The sequence below is a fragment of the Streptomyces sp. NBC_01803 genome, assembly GCF_035917415.1.
Taxonomy (GTDB): domain Bacteria; phylum Actinomycetota; class Actinomycetes; order Streptomycetales; family Streptomycetaceae; genus Streptomyces.
In genome coordinates this window covers 5,483,429-5,504,120 of the sequence record NZ_CP109073.1, presented here as the reverse complement: position 1 = coordinate 5,504,120, position 20,692 = coordinate 5,483,429, and the positions used below count along the sequence as shown (strand labels likewise).

At 74.2% G+C, this 20,692-nt stretch carries 18 protein-coding genes; 1 reads left to right on the top strand and 17 read right to left on the bottom strand.

Features of this window, described 5'->3' with window-relative positions:
* Positions 1 to 57 precede the first annotated feature (57 nt).
* The 3 genes from rpe to fmt all read right to left on the bottom strand — a co-directional run bounded on the left by rpe (position 58) and on the right by fmt (position 3,218).
* Positions 58 to 732 (bottom strand): ribulose-phosphate 3-epimerase, encoded by a 675-nt coding sequence (gene rpe / locus OIE51_RS25180; protein WP_326600147.1) that lies wholly within the window; start codon positions 730 to 732, stop codon positions 58 to 60.
* Between the two features lie 58 nt (positions 733 to 790).
* A complete protein-coding gene (locus tag OIE51_RS25175) occupies positions 791 to 2,209 on the bottom strand; it encodes an RsmB/NOP family class I SAM-dependent RNA methyltransferase (protein WP_326600146.1) in 1,419 nt (472 codons plus the stop codon).
* Between the two features lie 76 nt (positions 2,210 to 2,285).
* Positions 2,286 to 3,218, bottom strand: coding sequence for a methionyl-tRNA formyltransferase (gene fmt / locus OIE51_RS25170; RefSeq protein ID WP_326600145.1), 933 nt, complete (start codon positions 3,216 to 3,218; stop codon positions 2,286 to 2,288).
* Positions 3,219 to 3,469: 251 nt separating this feature from the next.
* Between fmt and OIE51_RS25165 the strand changes: the two genes are divergently transcribed.
* Complete coding sequence (locus tag OIE51_RS25165; RefSeq protein WP_326600143.1) at positions 3,470 to 3,985, top strand: hypothetical protein; 516 nt, start codon at positions 3,470 to 3,472, stop codon at positions 3,983 to 3,985.
* 22 nt (positions 3,986 to 4,007) lie between these two features.
* Here OIE51_RS25165 and OIE51_RS25160 read toward each other — a convergent pair whose 3' ends face one another.
* The 14 genes from OIE51_RS25160 to pyrR all read right to left on the bottom strand — a co-directional run bounded on the left by OIE51_RS25160 (position 4,008) and on the right by pyrR (position 20,535).
* The gene (locus tag OIE51_RS25160) at positions 4,008 to 6,140 is read right to left on the bottom strand and encodes a primosomal protein N' (RefSeq protein WP_326600791.1); all 2,133 of its coding nucleotides are present in this window, start codon (positions 6,138 to 6,140) and stop codon (positions 4,008 to 4,010) included.
* A gap of 75 nt (positions 6,141 to 6,215) precedes the next feature.
* Entirely contained in the window at positions 6,216 to 7,424 is a 1,209-nt protein-coding gene (metK, locus tag OIE51_RS25155) for a methionine adenosyltransferase (protein WP_326600142.1), read from the bottom strand.
* A 251-nt stretch (positions 7,425 to 7,675) separates the two neighbouring features.
* A complete protein-coding gene (gene coaBC / locus OIE51_RS25150; protein ID WP_326600141.1) occupies positions 7,676 to 8,890 on the bottom strand; it encodes a bifunctional phosphopantothenoylcysteine decarboxylase/phosphopantothenate--cysteine ligase CoaBC in 1,215 nt (404 codons plus the stop codon).
* A gap of 154 nt (positions 8,891 to 9,044) precedes the next feature.
* Entirely contained in the window at positions 9,045 to 9,317 is a 273-nt protein-coding gene (gene rpoZ, locus OIE51_RS25145; protein ID WP_311631702.1) for a DNA-directed RNA polymerase subunit omega, read from the bottom strand.
* 54 nt (positions 9,318 to 9,371) lie between these two features.
* Positions 9,372 to 9,923 carry a guanylate kinase gene (gmk, locus tag OIE51_RS25140; RefSeq protein ID WP_326600139.1) on the bottom strand — a complete coding sequence of 184 codons (552 nt, stop codon included), beginning with the start codon at positions 9,921 to 9,923 and terminating at the stop codon, positions 9,372 to 9,374.
* A gap of 57 nt (positions 9,924 to 9,980) precedes the next feature.
* Positions 9,981 to 10,304, bottom strand: a complete 324-nt coding sequence (locus tag OIE51_RS25135; RefSeq protein ID WP_326600137.1) for an integration host factor — start codon at positions 10,302 to 10,304, stop codon at positions 9,981 to 9,983.
* A 229-nt stretch (positions 10,305 to 10,533) separates the two neighbouring features.
* A complete protein-coding gene (gene pyrF / locus OIE51_RS25130) occupies positions 10,534 to 11,379 on the bottom strand; it encodes an orotidine-5'-phosphate decarboxylase (protein ID WP_326600135.1) in 846 nt (281 codons plus the stop codon).
* Positions 11,376 to 12,491 (bottom strand): quinone-dependent dihydroorotate dehydrogenase, encoded by a 1,116-nt coding sequence (locus OIE51_RS25125; RefSeq protein ID WP_326600133.1) that lies wholly within the window; start codon positions 12,489 to 12,491, stop codon positions 11,376 to 11,378. The genes pyrF and OIE51_RS25125 overlap by 4 nt, the downstream gene beginning before the upstream one ends.
* A 6-nt stretch (positions 12,492 to 12,497) precedes the next feature.
* The gene (gene carB / locus OIE51_RS25120) at positions 12,498 to 15,809 is read right to left on the bottom strand and encodes a carbamoyl-phosphate synthase large subunit (protein WP_326600132.1); all 3,312 of its coding nucleotides are present in this window, start codon (positions 15,807 to 15,809) and stop codon (positions 12,498 to 12,500) included.
* A complete protein-coding gene (gene carA, locus OIE51_RS25115; protein WP_326600130.1) occupies positions 15,802 to 16,977 on the bottom strand; it encodes a glutamine-hydrolyzing carbamoyl-phosphate synthase small subunit in 1,176 nt (391 codons plus the stop codon). Before carA ends, carB begins: the two co-directional genes overlap by 8 nt.
* Positions 16,974 to 17,615 (bottom strand): PH-like domain-containing protein, encoded by a 642-nt coding sequence (locus OIE51_RS25110; protein ID WP_326600129.1) that lies wholly within the window; start codon positions 17,613 to 17,615, stop codon positions 16,974 to 16,976. The genes carA and OIE51_RS25110 overlap by 4 nt, the downstream gene beginning before the upstream one ends.
* Positions 17,612 to 18,907 carry a dihydroorotase gene (locus tag OIE51_RS25105; RefSeq protein ID WP_326600128.1) on the bottom strand — a complete coding sequence of 432 codons (1,296 nt, stop codon included), beginning with the start codon at positions 18,905 to 18,907 and terminating at the stop codon, positions 17,612 to 17,614. Before OIE51_RS25105 ends, OIE51_RS25110 begins: the two co-directional genes overlap by 4 nt.
* Entirely contained in the window at positions 18,904 to 19,893 is a 990-nt protein-coding gene (locus tag OIE51_RS25100) for an aspartate carbamoyltransferase catalytic subunit (RefSeq protein ID WP_326600127.1), read from the bottom strand. The genes OIE51_RS25105 and OIE51_RS25100 overlap by 4 nt, the downstream gene beginning before the upstream one ends.
* A 66-nt stretch (positions 19,894 to 19,959) precedes the next feature.
* Positions 19,960 to 20,535, bottom strand: coding sequence for a bifunctional pyr operon transcriptional regulator/uracil phosphoribosyltransferase PyrR (gene pyrR, locus OIE51_RS25095; RefSeq protein ID WP_326600126.1), 576 nt, complete (start codon positions 20,533 to 20,535; stop codon positions 19,960 to 19,962).
* Between the last annotated feature and the right edge of the window lie 157 nt (positions 20,536 to 20,692).

Genomic DNA, 20,692 nt, shown 5'->3' with positions numbered 1-20,692 from the left:
CACTGATCCTTGTCTTGCGCCGTGCGGACACCGTGGAACCGGATCGACGACTGGTGTTCACTCGGACGTGGGGCCGGCGGCGGCCTTCTCGGCCCGCTCCCGCAGGGCGCGCACCGCCGCGGCCGGGTCCTCGGCGCCGTAGACGGCGGATCCGGCCACGAAGACGTCCGCGCCCGCCTCGGCGCATCGCTCGATCGTCTCCGCCGAGACGCCGCCGTCGACCTGGAGCCACAACGGCAGCCCGTGGCGCTCGATGAGCCGCCGGGTGCGCCGGATCTTCGGCAGCATGATGTCGAGGAACGCCTGCCCACCGAAGCCGGGTTCGACCGTCATCACCAGAATCATGTCCAGTTCCGGCAGCAGATCCTCGTACGGCTCGATCGGGGTGGCCGGTTTCAGCGCGAGCGAGGCCCGCGCGCCCCGGGCGCGGATCTCGCGGGCCAGCCGCACGGGCGCGGCGGCGGCCTCGGCGTGGAAGGTGACCGAGCCGGCCCCGGCCTCCGCGTAGGCGGGCGCCCAGCGGTCCGGGTCCTCGATCATCAGATGGCAGTCCAGCGGGGTGTCCGTGGCCTTGCCCAGCGCCTCGACAACGGGCAGTCCGAGCGTCAGGTTGGGCACGAAGTGGTTGTCCATGACGTCGATGTGGAGCCAGTCGGCTCCCTTGACGGCCGCGGCCTCCTCGGCGAGGCGCGCGAAGTCGGCGGACAGCATGCTGGGATTGATCTGAGCCATGGCCTCAGTATTCAGCAGTTCTCCGCACGACGCGCACATACGTTCAGTCGCGCCCGCCTCAGGAGGTGCGGCGCAGCAGCGCGAGATACATCGCGTCGGTGCCGTGCAGGTGCGGCCACAACTGCGCGTCGGGGCCGTCGCCCAGCTCCGGCACGCCAGGCAGCAGCGGGCGGGCGTCGATCCATTCGGCGCCCGTGTCCGTCAGCCCCTTGAGCACGTCCGCGACGACCTGCCGGGTCTCGGCCAGGTGCGGGGAGCAGGTGACATAGCCGACGACGCCGCCGGGCCGGGCGGCGGCCAGCGCCCCGCGCAGCAGGTCGCGCTGAAGGGCCGTCAGCCCGTCGAGGTCCTCCGGCCGGCGCCGCCAGCGCGCCTCGGGACGGCGGCGCAGCGCGCCGAGGCCGGTGCACGGCACGTCGACCAGCACCCGGTCGAACGTGCCGGGCCGCCAGGCCGGGCGCGTGCCGTCGGCGACGACGACATGCGCGGGGCCCGGGTTGCCCTCCAGCGCGCGGGCGACCAACCGCGCCCGGTGCGGCTGCTTCTCGACGGCGAGCAGCGTGGCGCCGCGCCCGGCGGCCAGCGCGCCCAGCAGCGCGGCCTTGCCGCCGGGGCCGGCGCAGGCGTCGAGCCAGCGGGTGTCGGGGCCGGCGAGCGGGGCGTCGGCCAGGGCCAGGGCCACGAGCTGGCTGCCCTCGTCCTGGACCCCGGCCCGGCCCTCCGCGACCGCGTCCAGCGCGCCCGGCTCGCCGCCCTCGGCGAGCCGCACCGCGTGCGGCGACCAGCGCCCCGGCTCGGCGTGCGGGTCGGCCGCGAGCAGCTCGGCGGGGGTGGAACGGCCGGGCCGGGCGACGAGTGTGACGCGCGGCCGTTCGTTGTCGGCCGCCAGCAGGCTCTCGATGCCGTCCCGGCCGCCGCCGAGCGCGTCCCACAGGGCGGAGACCACCCAGCGCGGGTGCGCGTGCCTCAGGGCCAGGTGCGCTTCGGCGTCGTCCTCGTAGGGCGGCGCCAGCTCGGTCAGCCAGGCGTCGAGGTCGCGGGCCGCGACCCGGCGCAGCACCGCGTTGACGAACTTGGCCCGCCCGTCGCCCAGCACGCAGCGGGCCAGCTCGACGGCCGAACTGACCGCCGCGTGGCTGGGGATGCGGGTGCTGAGGAGCTGATGGGCGCCGAGCGACAGGACGTCGAGCACGGGCGGGTCCACCTCGCGCAGCGGCCGGTCCACGCACGCGGCCAGCACCGCGTCGTAGGTGCCCTGGCGGCGCAGGGTGCCGTAGACCAGCTCGGTGGCCAGGGCGGCGTCCCGGGAGTCGAGGGTGCCCGCCGCCCGGGCCCGGCTCAGCAGCGGGGGCAGCACGAGGTTGGCGTAGGCGCCGCGCTCGTCGACGGCGCGCAGCACGTCGTAGGCGAGGATCCGGACCGGGTCCTTGCGGGGACGGCGGTAGGGCCTGGGCTGGCTGCGCGGCCGACTGCTCACGTGGTGGTCACTCCGGCGGTACGGGACGGTGGACTCTCCAGGGTAGGGCGCCCCGCGGGGGGTGCCGGGACCGGGCCTAGCCGCCCAGGCGCTCGCCCGCGGCGACGCGGACGCCCCGGGCCCAGTCGGCGGCGGGCATGGGCCGCTTGCCCTGCGGCTGCACCCAGACCAGCTCCACGGCGTGCGAGCCGGTGCCCACCCGCACGGTGTGCTTGTCGGCGGCCAGCTCGCCCGGGGCCAGCTCGGCGATGTCCGGGGCCAGGGCGACCTGCCGCAGCTTCAGCCGCTCGCCGCGGAAGACGGTCCACGCGCCGGGCGCGGGGGTACAGGCGCGCACCAGCCGGTCCACGCGCAGGGCGGGCGCCGTCCAGTCGACGGCCGCGTCCTCGACCGAGAGCTTCGGGGCCGTGGTGATGCCCTCGGCGGGCTGCGGAACGGCCTGGAGGGTGCCGTCCTCGATGCCGTCCATGGTCGCCGCCAGCAGCCCGGACCCGGCGAGCGCGAGCCGGGTGAGCAGGTCGCCACTGGTGTCGTCGCGGCGGATCCGCTCGGTCAGGACGCCGTACACGGGCCCGGAGTCCAGGCCCTCCTCGATGAGGAACGTGGTGGCGCCGGTCACCTCGTCCCCGGCCAGCACCGCGTGCTGCACGGGCGCGGCGCCGCGCCAGGCGGGCAGCAGCGAGAAGTGCAGGTTGACCCAGCCGTGGCGCGGGATGTCGAGCGCCACCTTGGGCAGCAGGGCGCCGTACGCCACGACCGGGCAGCAGTCGGGGGCGATGGCCCGCAGCCGGTCGAGGAACTCCGGCTCGCGCGGCCTGGCCGGGCGCAGGACCTCGATGCCCGCCTCGCGGGCGCGCTCGGCGACCGGGCTCGGCGCCAGGCGGCGTCCCCGGCCGGCCGGCGCGTCGGGTCGGGTGACGACCGCGACGACCTCGTGGCGGCCGGACGCGAGCAGGGCGTCCAGGGCGGGGACGGCGACCTCCGGCGTGCCGGCGAAAACGAGCCTCATCGTGCGTGTGTCACCTGATCCGTTCGTGGCGGGCGGTCCGGGGGTGTCGGACCAGTCTACGGTCCGGGGCGCGGGACGGCGCTCCGAGGGGCGTCCGCGAGGGGCGTACGACTCACCATGCGCTCCCGCGAGTTGATGGCGCGCCCCATCAGCGTGACTCCGGCGACCGGTAGCGCGTTGGTCAAGGCAGATTGACCGCAATGGGCCGACTTTCGGCCCGCTTCCTTGACGCCGGTTCGAGAGGCTTGTTCATGGCCGACCACGCCACCCCTGACGCTCAGGCACGGGCCAGCCTGCATCTGCTGGTGCGGGACATCGAGCGGGTCCGCCGACAGGTGGACGCCCTGCGCACGCTCACCGCACAGCTCGGCAACGTCTACCGTCCGCGAAGGACCGGTCCCTCGGCCGGTTTCGTGGTGTACGGGCGCGCCCCCGCCCCGACCGTCCGGCTCGCCCAGGAACTCCGGGACAGTGTGGAGGCCCTGGTGACGGCCGCCGTCGACTTCGACCGTTCGCTCGGCTTCTCCTGGGACGCGGTGGGCTCGGCCCTCGGCGTCACCAAACAGGCGGTGCACCGCAGGTACGGCGCGCGGCGGGCCGGGCTCCAGGCGCCCGGGGCGCGCGAGGGGGCGCGGCCGGAGCTGCCGGTGCCGACGGGCGCGCCCCCGGCGCGACCGGTCGCCGCGCGGCCGGGCCCGTCCCTGGCCGCCCAGCCACTCGCGGCCGAGCCGAGGCCGGGCGCGCTCCCCGGGCAGCGCAGCGGCTGACGCCGCCCCCGCCGGCCGGCGGTCAGCCGATGTCGGGCGGATCGACGCGCACCCAGGCGGGCGCGCCGTCGTGCCGGGCGAGGCGAGCGGCCTGGGCCGTCTTCAGCGCGGCGGCGAGCGGGCCGCCGCTGCCGGGCGGCACCCGGACGAGCGCCCGTTCCCACCGCTCGCCGGGCGGCGGCTCGCCCGTGCGGCGCGGTCGGCCCGGCTCGGTGACGGGCAGCGGCACCGGGCCGAGGACCTCGGCGTCGGGCGGCAGCCGCACGGCGGCCAGCAGCGCCCCGACCGCCTCGGGCGGCCCGCTGACGGCGGCCATCCGGGAGACGGGCGGGAAGCCCAGGGCGGCGCGGTCGGCCAGCTCGCGCACGGCGTGCCCGGCCGGGTCCCAGCGCACCAGGGACTGCACCGGACGCAGCGTGGGCTCGGCCAGCACGACCGCCGTGCCGCCCTCGCCGTGCGGGCGGACCAGGGCGGCGGCGTTGAGCCAGCGGCGCAGCGCCTCCTCGCCCGACCGCAGGTCCGGACGGCCCAGCAGCGCCCAGCCGTCGAGCAGCAGCGCCGCCGCGTAGCCCGGCCCCTCAGGGACGGGCTCGGCGCCGGGCGTGCTGACGACCAGGGCGGGCCGGTCCGGCACGGTGTCCAGCACCTGGTCCCGGCCCGAGGTGCGGACCGGTACGGCGGGGAACGCGCGGCCCAGCTCCTCGGCGGTCCGCCGGGCGCCGACCACCACGGCCCGCAGCCGCCCGCCCCCGCACTCCTCGCAGTGCCAGCCGGGGGCCTCGGTGCCGCACCAGCCGCAGCGCAGCGCCTCGTCCGGCCCGACGGCGGCGAGCGGCCCGTGGCACCGCCCGCATCGGGCCGGCGCGCGGCAACGGGCGCAGGCCAGCCGGGGCGCGTACCCCCGGCGCGGCACCTGCACCAGGACCGGGCCCCGGGCCAGCCCCTCGCGCAGGGCCTGCCAGGCGAGGGAGGGCAGCCGGGCGGAGCGGGCGGCCGGGTCGCGCGCCTCGTCGCCGCCACCGACGGTGCGGATCAGCGGCGCCGTGGCCCGGACGGTGTCCCGCCCGGCGGCGAGCGGGCGGGCCCAGCCGCTCTCCACCAGCTGGGCCGCCTCGGCCGTGTGCGCGTGGCCGCCGAGCAGCAGGGCCGCGCCCTCCTGCGTGGCCCGCAGCACCAGCACATCGCGGGCATGGGGGTGGGGGGCGCGGTCGTCGCGGTGCGCCTCGTCGCCGTCGTCCCAGATCGCGGCCAGGCCGAGACCGCGCACCGGGGCGAACATCGCGGCCCGGGTGCCGACGACGCAGCGCACGGCGCCCCGGCTGACCGCGAGCCAGCGCCGGTAGCGCGCCTCGGGCCCGGCGTCGGCGGTGAGCAGGACATGGTGACCGGCGCCGAGCAGCGCGGTGAGCGCGGCGTCGACGCGGGCGGCGGCCCGGCCGTCGGGCAGCACGGCGAGCGCCCCGCGCCCGGCGGCCAGGGTGGTGGCCAGCGCGCGGGCCAGCTCGTCGGGCCAGCCCGGGCCCGGCAGCGCGGTCCACACCGCGCGGGGGGCGTCGCCCCTGGTCAGGGCGTCGAGGAACGCCGAGCCGTGCGGGTAACGCGCCCAGCCGCCGGGGCCGGCCCCGGGGTCGGGCGGCGGGCCGGGCGGCGGGGCCGAGGGCTGCCGCTCGGCGCGGGCCATCCGGGGCGGCACGGCGAGCTGTACCACGTCGGCGAGCGCCCCGGCGTACCGGTCGGCCACCGCGCGGCACAGCGCCAGCAGCCCGGGGTCGAGCACCCGCTCGGTGGACAGGACCTGGGCGAGCGGGGCGAGGACCCCGGGGAAGTCGCTGTCGGCGCGGCGCTCGACGACGAAGCCGTTGATCAGGCCGCCGCCCTCGCGGCGGCCGTCGCGCTGGCGGGCGCCGAAGCGGACCCGGACCCGGACGCCGGGCTGGGCCTCGGCGTCCATGGCGGCGGGCACCGCGTAGTCGAAGAGCCGGTCGAGGTGGACCAGGCCCTTGGCCACCAGGACGCGCGCCACCGGGAGCTGCGGGGCCAGCGCGGCGCCGCGCCACGTGCGGGGCCTGGCGCGCGGGCCGCCGCTCGCGGCGGCCCTGACCAGCGCGAGCTGCTCGCCGGCCGGCCGCCGCGCGCGCCCGTCTTCCTCGTCCACCACGCGGGTCAGTACACCAGATGGGTCGGACGGTCCGGGCCCGCCGAGGGGCCCGGCACCGTCACCGGCCGGCTCCTACAGACCGGCCGCGGCGCGCAGCGCGTCCACGCGGTCGGTGCGCTCCCAGGTGAAATCGGGCAACTCGCGGCCGAAGTGCCCGTAGGCCGCGGTCTGGGCGTAGATCGGGCGCAGCAGGTCGAGATCGCGGATGATGGCGGCCGGCCGCAGGTCGAACACGTCGCTGATCGCCTGCTCGATGCGCTCGGCGGGCACCGTGGCGGTACCGAAGGTCTCCACGAAGAGCCCGACCGGCTCGGCCTTGCCGATGGCGTAGGCGACCTGGACCTCGCAACGGGACGCGAGCCCGGCCGCGACCACGTTCTTGGCGACCCAGCGCATGGCGTAGGCGGCCGAACGGTCGACCTTGGAGGGGTCCTTGCCGGAGAACGCGCCACCGCCGTGCCGGGCCATGCCGCCGTAGGTGTCGATGATGATCTTCCGCCCGGTGAGCCCGGCGTCGCCCATCGGGCCGCCGATCTCGAACCGCCCGGTCGGGTTGACCAGCAGCCGGTATCCCTCGGTGTCGAGCTTGATGCCCTCGTCGATCAGCGCCTTCAGCTCGGCCTCGACGACGAACTCCTTGATGTCGGGGGCCAGCAGCGAGTCGAGGTCGATGTCGCTGGCGTGCTGGCTGGAGACGACCACGGTGTCCAGGCGGACGGCCTTGTCGCCGTCGTACTCGATGGTCACCTGGGTCTTGCCGTCGGGGCGCAGGTAGGGGATGGTGCCGTTCTTGCGGACCTCGGAAAGCCGGTGGGACAGCCGGTGGGCCAGCCGGATCGGCAGCGGCATCAGCTCGGGCGTCTCGTCGCAGGCGTAGCCGAACATCAGGCCCTGGTCACCCGCGCCCTGGCGGTCGAGCTCGTCGTCGTCGCCCTCGACCCGGGCCTCGTAGGCGGAGTCCACGCCCTGGGCGATGTCGGGGGACTGGGAGCCGATGGAGACCGAGACGCCGCAGGAGGCGCCGTCGAACCCCTTCTTGGAGGAGTCGTAGCCGATCTCCAGGATCTTGTTGCGCACCAAGGCCGCGATCGGGGCGTACGCCTTGGTCGTGACCTCACCGGCCACGTGCACCAGGCCGGTGGTGATCAGGGTCTCGACGGCCACCCGGGAGGAAGGGTCCTCCTTGAGGAGCGCGTCCAGGATGGTGTCGCTGATCTGGTCGGCGATCTTGTCGGGGTGACCTTCGGTCACGGACTCCGAGGTGAAGAGACGGCGGGACACATCGCTCCCTGGGTTGCAGCGGCTGCTGGCTCAAGCACTGGCTGAAAGCACTGGCGACCGGCCACGGTGGGCACGGTCGGCGCCAGTGTATCCGGCGGGGAGTCCCTGTGAACCGACGGCGCAGGCCCTGGGTGCACTGGCTCCGAAGGCCAACTTTAACGGCCGGACGTCACCCTGAGGAGAGCGCGCCCGAACTCCGAGACGACACCCGGCGGCGCCCCTCGCCGGCCGCGCGGCGCTCACGACCGCGCTCAGTCGCTCCAGTGCCGCGCGACCGCGTCCCAGACCCGGTCGGCCAGCGCTTCCTTGGGGCCGTGCGGCACGGGGGACTCGCCGCCGGCGGCGTCGAGGATCACCGCTTCGTTCTCCTCGGTGCCGAACGCCAGCCCCTCCCCCACCTGGTTGACCACCAGCAGGTCGCAGCCCTTGCGAGCGATCTTGGCGCGGCCGTTGGCCAGGACGTTCTCGGTCTCGGCGGCGAAGCCCACCACGATCTGGCCGGGCGCGGGCCGGGCGGCGGAGAGCTCGGCGAGGATGTCGGGGTTGCGGACCAGGGCCACCGGCTCAGGCTCCCGGCCGTCCCGCTTCTTGATCTTCTGACCGGCCTGGGCGGCGGGCCGGAAGTCCGCCACGGCGGCGGCCATCACCACCGCGTCGGCGTCGGCGGCGGCCTTCAGCACCGCGCCGCGCAGCTCCTCGGCGGTGCCCACCCGGACCAGGTCGGCGCCGGCCGGGTCGGGCAGGGCGGTGTTGGCGGCGACCAGGGTGACCCGGGCGCCGCGCGCGACGGCGGTGCGGGCGAGGGCGTACCCCTGCTTGCCGGAAGAGCGGTTGCCCAGGTAGCGCACCGGGTCCAGCGGCTCCCGGGTGCCGCCGGCGCTGATCACCACATGCCGGCCGGCGAGGTCCAGGTCCAGGGCCCGCGCGCCCCGGTCGAGGACGCGGCGGCACACCTCGAAGATCGCCTCGGGGTCCGGCAGCCGGCCCTTGCCGGTGTCGACGCCGGTGAGCCGGCCCACGGCGGGCTCGACGACGACGCACCCGCGGCGGCGGAGCGTGGCCACGTTCTCCTGGGTGGCCGGGTGCTCCCACATCTCCGTGTGCATCGCGGGCGCGAAGACGACCGGACATCGCGCGGTGAGCAGGACGTTGGTCAGCAGGTCGTCCGCCCGGCCGCCGGCCGCCCTGGCGAGCACGTCCGCGGTGGCCGGGGCGATGACGACGAGGTCGGCCCGCTGCCCGATCCGCACGTGCGGCACCTCGTGCACGTCGTCCCAGACCTCGGTGGCGACGGGGGCGCCGGAGAGCGCCGCCCAGGTGGCGGCACCGACGAAGTGCAGCGCGGAGGCGGTGGGCACGACGCGGACCTCGTGTCCGGACTCGGTGAGGCGCCTCAGCAGCTCACACGCCTTGTAGGCGGCGATCCCGCCGCCGACGCCGAGGACGACCCTGGGCCGCTGCTCCATCGCTCGCCTTCCTCCCGGTCCTCCGGCACCGCTCTCGCGCCGCCTCTCCCCGCGAACGGGCACGACCATCCTGCACCACGGAACGCCACGGGCCCGGCGGGGGGTGTCCCGCCGGGCCCGTGGCGACGCGCGTTCGTCGGTCGCGATGCCCGCGTCAGTCCGCGGGGCCCTCGACGGCCTCGGAGGTCAGCAGGCCCGCGTTGATCTCGCGGAGCGCGATCGACAGCGGCTTCTCGTGCACGTGGGTGTCCACGAGCGGGCCGACGTACTCCAGCAGACCCTCGCCGAGCTGCGAGTAGTAGGCGTTGATCTGCCGCGCGCGCTTGGCGGCGTAGATCACCAGGCTGTACTTCGAGTCGGTCGCCTCAAGCAGCTCGTCGATCGGCGGGTTGATGATGCCCTCGGGCGTGGTGATGGAGGAGGACACGCTCTGCCTTCCGCTGGGGGTTCGTGGGGCCTATACCCCATGTCAACAAAATGGTCAACGCACCAAGGCTAGCAGCTCGGCGGCCACGTCCTCCACGGAGGTGTTGACGAGCGTGACGTCGAACTCCGGCTCCGCCGCCAGCTCCGTCCTGGCCACCGCGAGCCGGCGCTCGATCACCTCCGGCCGCTCGGTGCCCCGGCCGGTGAGCCGGCGGACCAGCTCCTCCCAGCTCGGCGGCGCGAGGAACACCAGCCGGGCGTCGGGCATCGAGGAGCGGACCAGCCGGGCACCCTGGAGGTCGATCTCCAGCAGCACCGGATCGCCGGCCGCCAGCCGGTCGAGGACGGCGCGGCGGGGCGTTCCGTAGCGGTGCCCGGCGAACTCCGCCCATTCGAGGAGCTCGCCGTTGGCGATCAGCTTGTCGAACTCCTCGTCGTCCACGAAGAAGTAGTGCACGCCGTGCCGCTCCCCGGGGCGCGGCTTCCGCGTCGTGGCGGAGACGGAGAGCCACACATCGGGGTGGGCCTTGCGCATATGGGCGACGACCGTGCTCTTGCCCACCCCGGAGGGGCCGGAGAGCACGGTCAGTCGCGGACGATCGGTCATGCGGCGATTATCCCGTTCCCGCGGCGGTGGAGAAAACCGCCCACGGGGAGGAGGGCCTCAGGCGGGGGCGCCGCCGAATTCGCGTTCCAGTGCCGCGATCTGGTTGGAGCCGAGACCGCGGACCCGGCGGCTCTCGGAGATGCCGAGCCGCTCCATGATCTGACGGGCGCGGACCTTGCCGACGCCAGGCATCGACTCCAGCAGCGCGCTGACCTTCATCTTGCCGATGACATCGTTCTCCTGGCCCTGCTTGATGACCTCGTGCAGGGAGGCGCCGGAGTGCTTGAGCCGATTCTTGACCTCGGCGCGCTCCCGGCGAGCCGCGGCGGCCTTCTCAAGCGCGGCTGCGCGCTGTTCAGGGGTAAGGGGCGGAAGAGCCACGCCTACGTCACCTCGGGTGTCGAACTGTCGGATACGGAACGGTGAGGAACCTAGTAGCCCCGCACCGGTGGAGCAACGAGCAACGCGCTCGGGTGCTCCGCTTCGACGGAGACTAGCGGCCGATGCGGCATTAAGTCAGGGAGAATCGGCAAAAAGTCCTGGTCAGCTCAGGAGCGTCACCGACATAACGGACATATGCCTACGTCTGCCACTGCCGGGCGGGGTCCGATCACGCTCGGGAGCCGGTGAACCGGGCGGTGGCCTCGGCCTCCCGGGCCGCCGCGGCACGCAGTGCCGCGGCCGTCGGACCGTGCCGCAGCACCCCCCGGCTGACGGCCGGCAGGACGTTGCCGACCGCGTCGCCGAACACCCGGGGCAGGTCCGCGGCGGTGGCGCCCTGGGCACCCAGCCCCGGCGCCAGCAGCGGCCCGTTGATATCCAGATCGGCTCCCGCCTCGGCGAGTGTCGCGCCCACCACCGCGCCGAACGAACCCAGCGGCTCGGCACCCGCGTTCTCCGCCGCCAGCCGGTCCAGGACGACCTGGGCCACCGGCGTGCCCCCGGCCGTGACCGCCCGCTGGACCTCGGCGCCCTCCGGGTTGGAGGTGAGGGCCAGAACGAAGACCCCGGCGCCGTTGGCCCGCGCCAGGTCGAGGGCCGGGCGCAGCGAGCCGAAGCCGAGGTACGGGCTGAGGGTGACGGCGTCGGAGAACAGCGGGGCGCCCTTGTCCAGGTACGCCCCCGCGTAGGCGGCCATGGTGGAGCCGATGTCGCCACGCTTGACGTCCATCACCACCAGCGTCCCGGCCGACCTGGCGTCGGCGACCGCCCGCTCCAGCACCGCGACGCCGCGCGAGCCGAAGCGCTCGAAGAACGCCGACTGCGGCTTGAGCGCCGCGACCCGGCCGGCCAGCGCCTCCACCACGGTCATGGCGAACCGCTCCAGGCCGCCGACGTCGTCGCCGAGCCCCCATTCGGTGAGCAGGGCCGGGTGCGGATCGATGCCCACGCACAGCGGGCCATGCTCGTCCATGGCGCGGCGCAGCCGGGCGCCGAAAGGCTCGGGGGGCGTCATGCGGCTTCCTTTCCGGCCCGCGCCGCGGCACCGACGGCCTCGGCGAGGGTGGCGTACGGGCTGGCGGCGAGCCGTTCGGCGAGGCCGCGGTGGAGGGCGCGGGTCCAGCCGGGGCCCGCGTAGATGAAGCCGGTGTAGCCCTGCACGAGGGTGGCGCCGGCGAGCACGCGCTCCCAGACGTCGTCGGCCGTCTCGACGCCGCCGACGCCGATCAGGGTGACGCGGTCGCCCACCCGCGCGTACAGGCGGCGCAGGACGGCGAGCGAGCGCTCCTTGAGCGGCGCGCCGGACAGGCCGCCGGCGCCGGTCGCCTGGACGGCCGCGGGGCCGGTGGCCAGACCCTCCCGGGCGATGGTGGTGTTGGTGGCGATGATGCCGTCCAGGCCCAGGTCGAGGGCGAGGCCGGCGACCGCGTCCACGTCCTCGTCGGCGAGGTCGGGGGCGATCTTGACCAGCAGCGGGACCCGGCCGCCGGGCACAGCCCGGTCGGCCGCCGCGCGGACGGCGGCCAGCAGCGGGCGGAGCCGGTCGGCGGCCTGGAGGTCGCGCAGCCCGGGGGTGTTGGGCGAGGAGACGTTGACCACCAGGTAGTCGGCGTGCGGGGCGAGTCGTTCGGTGGAGATGACGTAGTCCGCGACGGCCTCCGATTCGGGGACGGCCTTGGTCTTGCCGATGTTGACGCCGACGACCGGGCCGCGCGGCCCGCGGGCCAGCCGGGCGGCGACGGCGGCGGAGCCCTCGTTGTTGAATCCCATCCGGTTGACCAGGGCGCGGTCGCGGGTGAGCCGGAAGAGGCGCGGGCGCGGGTTGCCCGGCTGCGGCTGGGCGGTGACGGTGCCGATCTCGACGAAGTCGAAGCCGAGCGCGGTCAGGCCGTCGACGCCGACGGCGTTCTTGTCGAAGCCGGCGGCGAGCCCGAACGGGCCGGGCAGGTCCAGGCCGAGGGCCGTTACCCGCAGCGCCGGCAGCGCCGGCGCGAACCGCGCCCGCACCAGCGCGCGCAGCCCCGGCACGCGGGCGCTCGCGCGGATCAGGCCGAAGGCCAGGCCATGCGCCCGCTCCGGGTCCATCCGGCGCAGGACGGTGGCGAACAGCAGATCGTAGGGGGACATCCGCGTCTACCGTTCGCGCGCCGCGACGAGGTCGCGGCCGTGCTCCTGGAGCGACCGGACGCTCACCGCGCCGCGGCCCAGCGCGTCGATGCCCTGCACGGCCGCCGCCAGCGCCTGCACGGTGGTCAGGCACGGCACGCCCCGGGCGACGGCCGCGGTGCGGATCTCATAGCCGTCGAGCCGTCCGCCGGTGCCGTAGGGCGTGTTGACGATGAGGTCCACCTGACCGTCGTGGATGAGCTGGACGATGGTCGGCTCGCCGTTGGGCCCCTCGCCCTCGCCCTGCTTGCGCACCACGGTGGCGTTGATGCCGTTGCGCCGCAGAACCTCCGCGGTGCCCGAGGTGGCCAGCAGCTCGAAGCCGTGCTCGACCAGGGCGCGGGCCGGGAAGATCATGGCGCGCTTGTCGCGGTTGGCCACGGAGACGAACGCCCGGCCCTTGGTGGGCAGCGCGCCGTACGCCCCGGCCTGCGACTTGGCGTAGGCCGTGCCGAACACCGAGTCGATGCCCATCACCTCGCCCGTGGAACGCATCTCGGGGCCGAGCACCGTGTCCACACCGCGTCCCTGCACGTCCCGGAATCGGGACCAGGGCATCACGGCCTCCTTCACGGAGATCGGCGCGTCCAGCGGCAGGGTGCCGCCGTCGCCCCGGGCCGGGAGCATGCCCTCGGCGCGCAGCTCGGCGATGCTGGTGCCCAGCGAGATCCGGGCGGCGGCCTTGGCCAGCGGCACGGCGGTGGCCTTGGAGGTGAACGGGACGGTCCGCGAGGCGCGCGGGTTCGCCTCCAGGACGTAGAGGATGTCCCCGGCCAGCGCGAACTGGATGTTGATCAGGCCGCGCACGCCGACGCCGCGCGCGATGGCCTCGGTCGAGGCGCGCAGCCGCTTGATGTCGTAGCCGCCCAGGGTGATCGGGGGCAGCGCGCAGGCGGAGTCGCCGGAGTGGATGCCGGCCTCCTCGATGTGCTCCATCACACCGCCCAGGTACAGCTCCTGGCCGTCGTAGAGCGCGTCCACGTCGATCTCGATCGCGTCGTCCAGGAACCGGTCGATGAGCACGGGGTGTTCGGAGATCAGGCCCGCGTGCCGGCGCAGGTACTCGCCCAGCGACGGCTCGTCGTACACGATCTGCATGCCGCGCCCGCCCAGCACATAGCTGGGGCGGACCATCACCGGGTAGCCGATGCCGCCGGCGATGGCCTTGGCCTCCTCGAAGGAGAACGCGGTGCCGTACTTGGGCGCCGGCAGCCCGGCTTCGGCCAGCACCCGGCCGAACGCGCCGCGCTCCTCGGCCAGGTTGATCGCCTCGGGCGAGGTGCCCACGATCGGCACGCCGTTGTCCTTCAGGGCCTGCGCCAGGCCGAGCGGGGTCTGTCCGCCGAGCTGCACGATGACGCCCGCGACCGGGCCGGCCTGCGTCTCGGCGTGCACGATCTCCAGCACGTCCTCCAGGGTGAGCGGCTCGAAGTAGAGCCGGTCGGAGGTGTCGTAGTCGGTGGAGACGGTCTCGGGGTTGCAGTTGACCATCACCGTCTCGTAGCCGGCGTCGCTGAGCGCGAAGCAGGCGTGGACGCACGAGTAGTCGAACTCGATGCCCTGGCCGATGCGGTTGGGCCCGGAGCCAAGGATGATCACGGCGGGCTTCTCGCGCGGGGCGACCTCGTTCTCCTCGTCGTAGGACGAGTACAGATACGGGGTGCGGGCGGCGAACTCGGCGGCGCAGGTGTCCACCGTCTTGTAGACCGGGCGCACCCCCAGCGCGTGCCTGACCTCGCGGACCACGTCCTCGCGCAGGCCGCGCACGCCGGCGATCTGGGCGTCGGAGAAGCCATGCCGCTTGGCGGTGGCCAGCAGCTCGGGGCTGAGCCGCTCGGCGGCGGCCAGCTCGTCCGCGATCTCCTTGATCAGGAAGAGCTGGTCGACGAACCAGGGGTCGATCCGGGTGGCCTCGAAGACCTCCTCGGGGGTCGCCCCGGCGCGGATGGCGCGCATCACGGTGCCCAGCCGGCCGTCGGTGGGGATCCGGGCGGTGGTCAGCAGCTCGTCCTTGTCGCCCGGGTCGCCGGTGAAGTCGAACGGGGCGTCCTTCTTCTCGACCGACCGCAACGCCTTGTTGAGGGCCTCCGTGAAGTTCCGCCCGATCGCCATCGCCTCGCCCACCGACTTCATGGTGGTGGTCAGGGCGGGGTCGGCGGCCGGGAACTTCTCGAACGCGAAACGCGGGACCTTCACCACCACGTAGTCGAGGGTGGGCTCGAAGGAGGCGGGCGTCTGCTCGGTGATGTCGTTGGGGATCTCGTCCAGCGTGTAGCCGATGGCCAGCCGGGCGGCGATCTTGGCGATGGGGAAGCCGGTCGCCTTGGAGGCGAGCGCGGAGGACCGGGAGACGCGCGGGTTCATCTCGATGACGACGACCCGGCCGTTGTCGGGGTCGACGGCGAACTGGATGTTGCAGCCGCCGGTGTCGACGCCGACCTCGCGGATGACGGCGATGCCGATGTCGCGCAGGATCTGGTACTCGCGGTCGGTCAGGGTCATGGCCGGGGCGACGGTGATGGAGTCCCCGGTGTGCACGCCCATGGGGTCGAGGTTCTCGATGGAGCAGACGACCACGACGTTGTCGTTCCGGTCGCGCATCAGCTCCAGCTCGTACTCCTTCCAGCCGAGGATGGACTCCTCCAGGAGCACCTCGGTGGTCGGTGACAGGGCCAGGCCCTGGCCGGCGATGCGGCGCAGCTCCTCCTCGTCGTGCGCGAAGCCGGAGCCGGCGCCGCCCATGGTGAACGAGGGCCGCACCACGACCGGGTAGCCGCCGAGCTCCCCGACTCCGGCCAGGATGTCGTCCATCGAGTGGCAGATCACCGAACGGGCCGACTCGCCGTGTCCGGTGGCGGCGCGGACGGCGGCGACGACGGATTTGAACTGGTCGCGGTCCTCGCCCTTGCGGATCGCCTCGACGTTGGCGCCGATCAGCTCGACGCCGTAACGGTCGAGGGTGCCGGCCTCGTGCAGGGCGATGGCGGTGTTGAGCGCGGTCTGGCCGCCGAGGGTCGGCAGCAGGGCGTCGGGGCGCTCCCTGGCGATGATCTTCTCGACGAACTCGGGGGTGATCGGCTCGATGTAGGTGGCGTCGGCGATCTCCGGGTCGGTCATGATGGTCGCCGGGTTGGAGTTGACCAGGATGACGCGCAGTCCCTCGGACTTGAGCACGCGGCAGGCTTGGGTGCCGGAGTAGTCGAACTCGGCGGCCTGCCCGATCACGATCGGGCCGGAGCCGATGACCAGGACGGACTGGATATCGGTGCGCTTAGGCACGCTGGCCCTCCATCAGGGACACGCGGCGTCGATTGTCGTCTCGCATGAGCTCGACGAACCGATCGAACAGATAGGCCGCGTCGTGCGGGCCCGCCGCCGCTTCGGGGTGGTACTGGACGCTGAAGGCCGGCCGGTCGAGCAGCCGCAGTCCCTCGACCACGTTGTCGTTGAGACAGACGTGGGAGACCTCGACGCGGCCGTAAGGCGTGTCGGAGACCTGGTCGAGCGGCGCGTCGACGGCGAAGCCGTGGTTGTGGGCGGTGACCTCGACCCGGCCGGTGGCCAGGTCCTTCACCGGCTGGTTGATGCCGCGGTGGCCGTACTTCAGCTTGAAGGTGCCGAAGCCCAGCGCGCGGCCGAGGATCTGGTTCCCGAAGCAGATGCCGAAGAGCGGGGTGCCGCGCTCCAGCACGCCGCGCATCACGGCGACGGGGTGGTCGGCGGCGGCGGGGTCGCCGGGGCCGTTGGAGAAGAAGACGCCGTCCGGCGCCGTCGCGTACACCTCGTCCAGGGTCGAGGTGGCCGGCAGCACGTGGACCTCTATGCCGCGCTCGGCCATCCGGTAGGGGGTCATGCCCTTGATGCCCAGGTCGACGGCGGCCACGGTCAGCCGCTTCTCCCCGATGGCGGGGACGACATACGGCTCGGTGGTGGCCACCTCGGCCGCCAGGTCGGCGCCGGTCATAGCCGGTGACGAGCGCACGCGCTCCAGCAGCGCGGCCCCGTCGCCGAGCGCGGCGCCGGAGAAGACGCCGGCCCGCATGGCGCCGCGCTCGCGCAGGTGCCGGGTGAGGGCGCGGGTGTCCACGCCGCTGATGCCGACGACGCCCTGCGCGGACAGCTCCTCGTCCAGGGTGCGCACCGAGCGCCAGTTGGACGGGACCCGGGCGGGGTCGCGGACCACATAGCCGGCGACCCAGATCCGCCGGGACTCCATGTCCTCGTCGTTGACGCCGGTGTTGCCGATGTGGGGAGCGGTCATCACGACCACCTGCCGGTGGTAGGACGGGTCGGTGAGGGTCTCCTGGTACCCCGTCATGCCGGTGGCGAACACGGCTTCCCCGAAGGTCTCCCCGACCGCGCCGTAGGCGCGGCCGTGGAAGACCCGGCCGTCCTCAAGGACCAGCACGGCGGGGGCCGCGGTGGTGTGTCCGGGAGAGGTGGTCATCGTGCGCCTTCCTGAGGGGTCTTGCCGGTGGTGCGGATGGTGCCGGTGGTGCGGGTGGGACCGTCGGGGCCGGCCTCGTCGAACGGGGAGAACGCGCCCAGCGCCTCGATCCACTCGGCGTGCTCCACCGGGTGCTCGGAGCGGAAGCCGGAGTCGAGCAGCCGGTCGCCGTGCTCCCAGGTGATCACCAGCAGACCCCCCTCGGTGAGAACCTTGCCGGCGATGCCCTTGTCCAGCCGGGCGCCGCGCATACGGTCGGCCGGGATGAGGAAGTCGGTGGCGCCGGGGCGGACGACCCAGACGCCCGCGCCGGTCAGGGCCAGCTCGGCCCGGCTGCGGACGCCGAGGCCGTGCGCCACGATGCGGTCCAGCCACCGGCCCGCGGTGGTGGTGCCGTGGTACCGGCCGGTCAGCCGCAGCCTCGGCTCGTGGGCGCCGGACGGCAGCGGCGGCAGCTCGGGCAGGTCGCCCTGGAGGGTCGCGCGCCACTTCCAGCCCTCGCGCATCAGCCAGAAGACCAGCAGGACGAAGAGCAGCAGCCCGACCACCCAGCCGGCGCGGGCGGCCCAGTCGGTGACCTCCTGCGAGCGGCGCTCGGCCTCGGCCACCACGAGCGGCGGTGTCGTTCCGGACGTCATACCAGCTCTCCGTCCTTGACCGTGGCCCGCCCGCGCAGGAACGTGTGCGTGACGCGGCCCGGCAGCTCGCGCCCACGGTACGGGCTGTTGCGGCTGCGGGAGGCGAACGTGACCGGGTCCACGACGGCCCGGTGGGCGGGGTCGAGGAGCGTCAGGTTCGCGGGCTCGCCGGGGCCGACCGGACGGCCCTGGCCGGCGAGGCGGCCGATGGCGGCCGGGCGGGCGGACATCCGGTCGGCGACACCCGCCCAGTCCAGCAGGCCGGTGTCGACCATCGTGTGCTGGACGACGGAGAGCGCGGTCTCCAGGCCGATCATCCCCATGGCCGCGGCGCCCCACTCGCAGTCCTTGTCCTCGTGCGGGTGCGGGGCGTGGTCGGTGGCGACGCAGTCGATGGTGCCGTCGGCCAGCGCCTCGCGCAGCGCGAGCACGTCGGTCTCGGTGCGCAGCGGCGGATTCACCTTGTAGACCGGATCGTAGGAACGGACCAGGTCGTCGGTGAGCAGCAGGTGGTGAGGGGTGACCTCGGCGGTGACCCGCCAGCCCTTGGACTTGGCCCAGCGGACCAGCTCCACGGAGCCGGCGGTGCTGAGGTGGCACACGTGCAGCCGGGAGTCGACGTGAGCGGCGAGCAGCACATCCCGCGCGATGATCGACTCCTCCGCGACGGCGGGCCAGCCGCCCAGGCCGAGCTGGGCGGAGACGACGCCCTCGTTCATCTGGGCGCCCTCGGTCAGCCGGGGCTCCTGGGCGTGCTGGGCGATGACGCCACCGAACGCCTTCACGTACTCCAGGGCCCGCCGCATGATCACGGCGTCGTCCACGCACTTGCCGTCGTCGGAGAAGACCACCACGCCGGCGGCGGAGTCGTGCATGGCGCCCAGCTCGGCGAGCTGCTTGCCCTCCAGGCCCACGGTGACCGCGCCGACCGGCTGCACGTCGCAGTACCCGGATTCCCGGCCCAGGCGCCAGACCTGCTCGACCACGCCGGCCGTGTCGGCGACCGGGAAGGTGTTGGCCATCGCGTGCACCGCGGTGAAGCCCCCGGCCGCGGCGGCCATGGTACCGGTGAGGACCGTCTCGGAGTCCTCCCGGCCCGGCTCCCGCAGGTGGGTGTGCAGGTCGACCAGGCCGGGCAGCAGAACCAGCCCGTCGGCCTCGACCACCTCGGCGCCGTCGGCCGGCAGGCCGGTCCCGACCTCGGCGACGGTCTCGCCGTCGATCAGGAGATCCCGCGCCTCACCCCCCAGGACCCTCGCACCGCGGATCAGCGTCCGGCGGCTGTGACTCATGCTCGATCTCCCTGGTTCTCGGTCGGGCGGGTGGGGGCGGGCGGGGCGCCGCCCAGCAGCAGATACAGGACGGCCATCCGGACGCTGACGCCGCCGGACACCTGCTCGACGGCGGTGCAGCGCGGCGAGTCCGCCACCTCAGCGGTGATCTCCATGCCCCGGTTCATCGGCCCGGGGTGCATCACGATGGAGTGCTCCGGCATCCGGGCCATGCGGTCGCCGTGCAGCCCGTACCGGCGGGCGTACTCGCGCTCGGTCGGGAAGTAGGCGGCGTTCATCCGCTCGCGCTGCACGCGCAGCATCATCACCGCGTCCGACTTCGGCAGCACGGCGTCGAGGTCGTAGGAGACCTCGCAGGGCCAGTGGTCGACGCCGATCGGCAGCAGCGTCGGCGGGGCCACGACGGTGACCTCGGCGCCGAGAGTGGTCAGCAGGTGGACGTTGGAGCGGGCCACCCGGCTGTGCAGGATGTCGCCGACGATGGTGACGCGGCGACCGGTCAGATCGGCCCCGCTGCCGCCGGCCGGGCCGCCGACCAGGCGGCGGCGCAGGGTGAAGGCGTCCAGCAGCGCCTGGGTGGGGTGCTCGTGGGTGCCGTCGCCCGCGTTGACGACGGAGCCGCCGATCCAGCCGGAGGTGGCCAGCCGGTGCGGGGCGCCCGAGTCGTGGTGCCGGATCACGACGACGTCGGCGCCCATGGCCTCCAGGGTGAGCGCGGTGTCCTTCAGCGACTCACCCTTGGAGACCGAGGACCCCTTGGCGGAGAAGTTGATCACGTCGGCGGACAACCGTTTCGCCGCCGCCTCGAACGAGATGCGGGTGCGGGTGGAGTCCTCGAAGAACAGGTTGACGACGGTGCGCCCGCGCAGCGTCGGAAGCTTCTTGATCGGCCGGTCGGCGACGCGGGCCAGCTCCTCGGCGGTGTCGAGGATCAGCACGGCGTCGTCGCGGGTGAGGTCGGTGGCCGAGATGAGATGGCGCATCATCTGGTGCCTTCCGTGGTTCGAGGGGGAACGTGCCGGTGCGAGGGGCCTGGGCGGCGACGGCGAGCGCTAGCGCTCGCCGGACGGGGCGTGCTCGCGCACGCCCAGCAGCACGCCGTCACGGCCGTCCTCCTCGGTGAGCAGGACCCTGACCGTCTCCCGCAGGGAGGTCGGGATGTTCTTGCCGACGTAGTCGGCGCGGATCGGCAGCTCGCGGTGGCCGCGGTCGACGAGGACCGCGAGCTGCACGGCGCGCGGGCGGCCGATGTCGCCCAGCGCGTCCAGGGCGGCCCTGATGGTGCGGCCCGAGAAGAGCACGTCGTCGACGAGGACCACGAGCCGTCCGTCGACGCCGTCGCCGGGGATGTCGGTGCGGGCCAGGGCGCGGGCCGGGCGCAGCCGCAGGTCGTCCCGGTACATGGTGATGTCCAGGGAGCCGACGGGGACCGGGTGGCCGGTGATCTCGCGCAGCCTGCCCGCCAGCCGGTCGGCGAGGAAGACGCCGCGGGTGGGAATGCCGAGGAGCACCACGTCGCCGGCGCCCTTGGCGCGTTCGACGATCTCGTGGGCGATGCGGGTCAGTGCCCGCGCGATGTCCGGGGCCTCCATCACGGAGCGGTCCGGAGCCGGGGTGTCGCTGTCCATACGAATTGGACCTCCTTCCCCGCCTCACGGGACGGGTCTTAAAGGACGTCGGGCCGATCGGGCCCGACAATAGCAGGCCGCATCGGCACGCTGCGCATCATCCCTGGTCAGAGCCCGATCGCCCGCCCCCGCTTGACGGGACTTATTACGCTGCGTA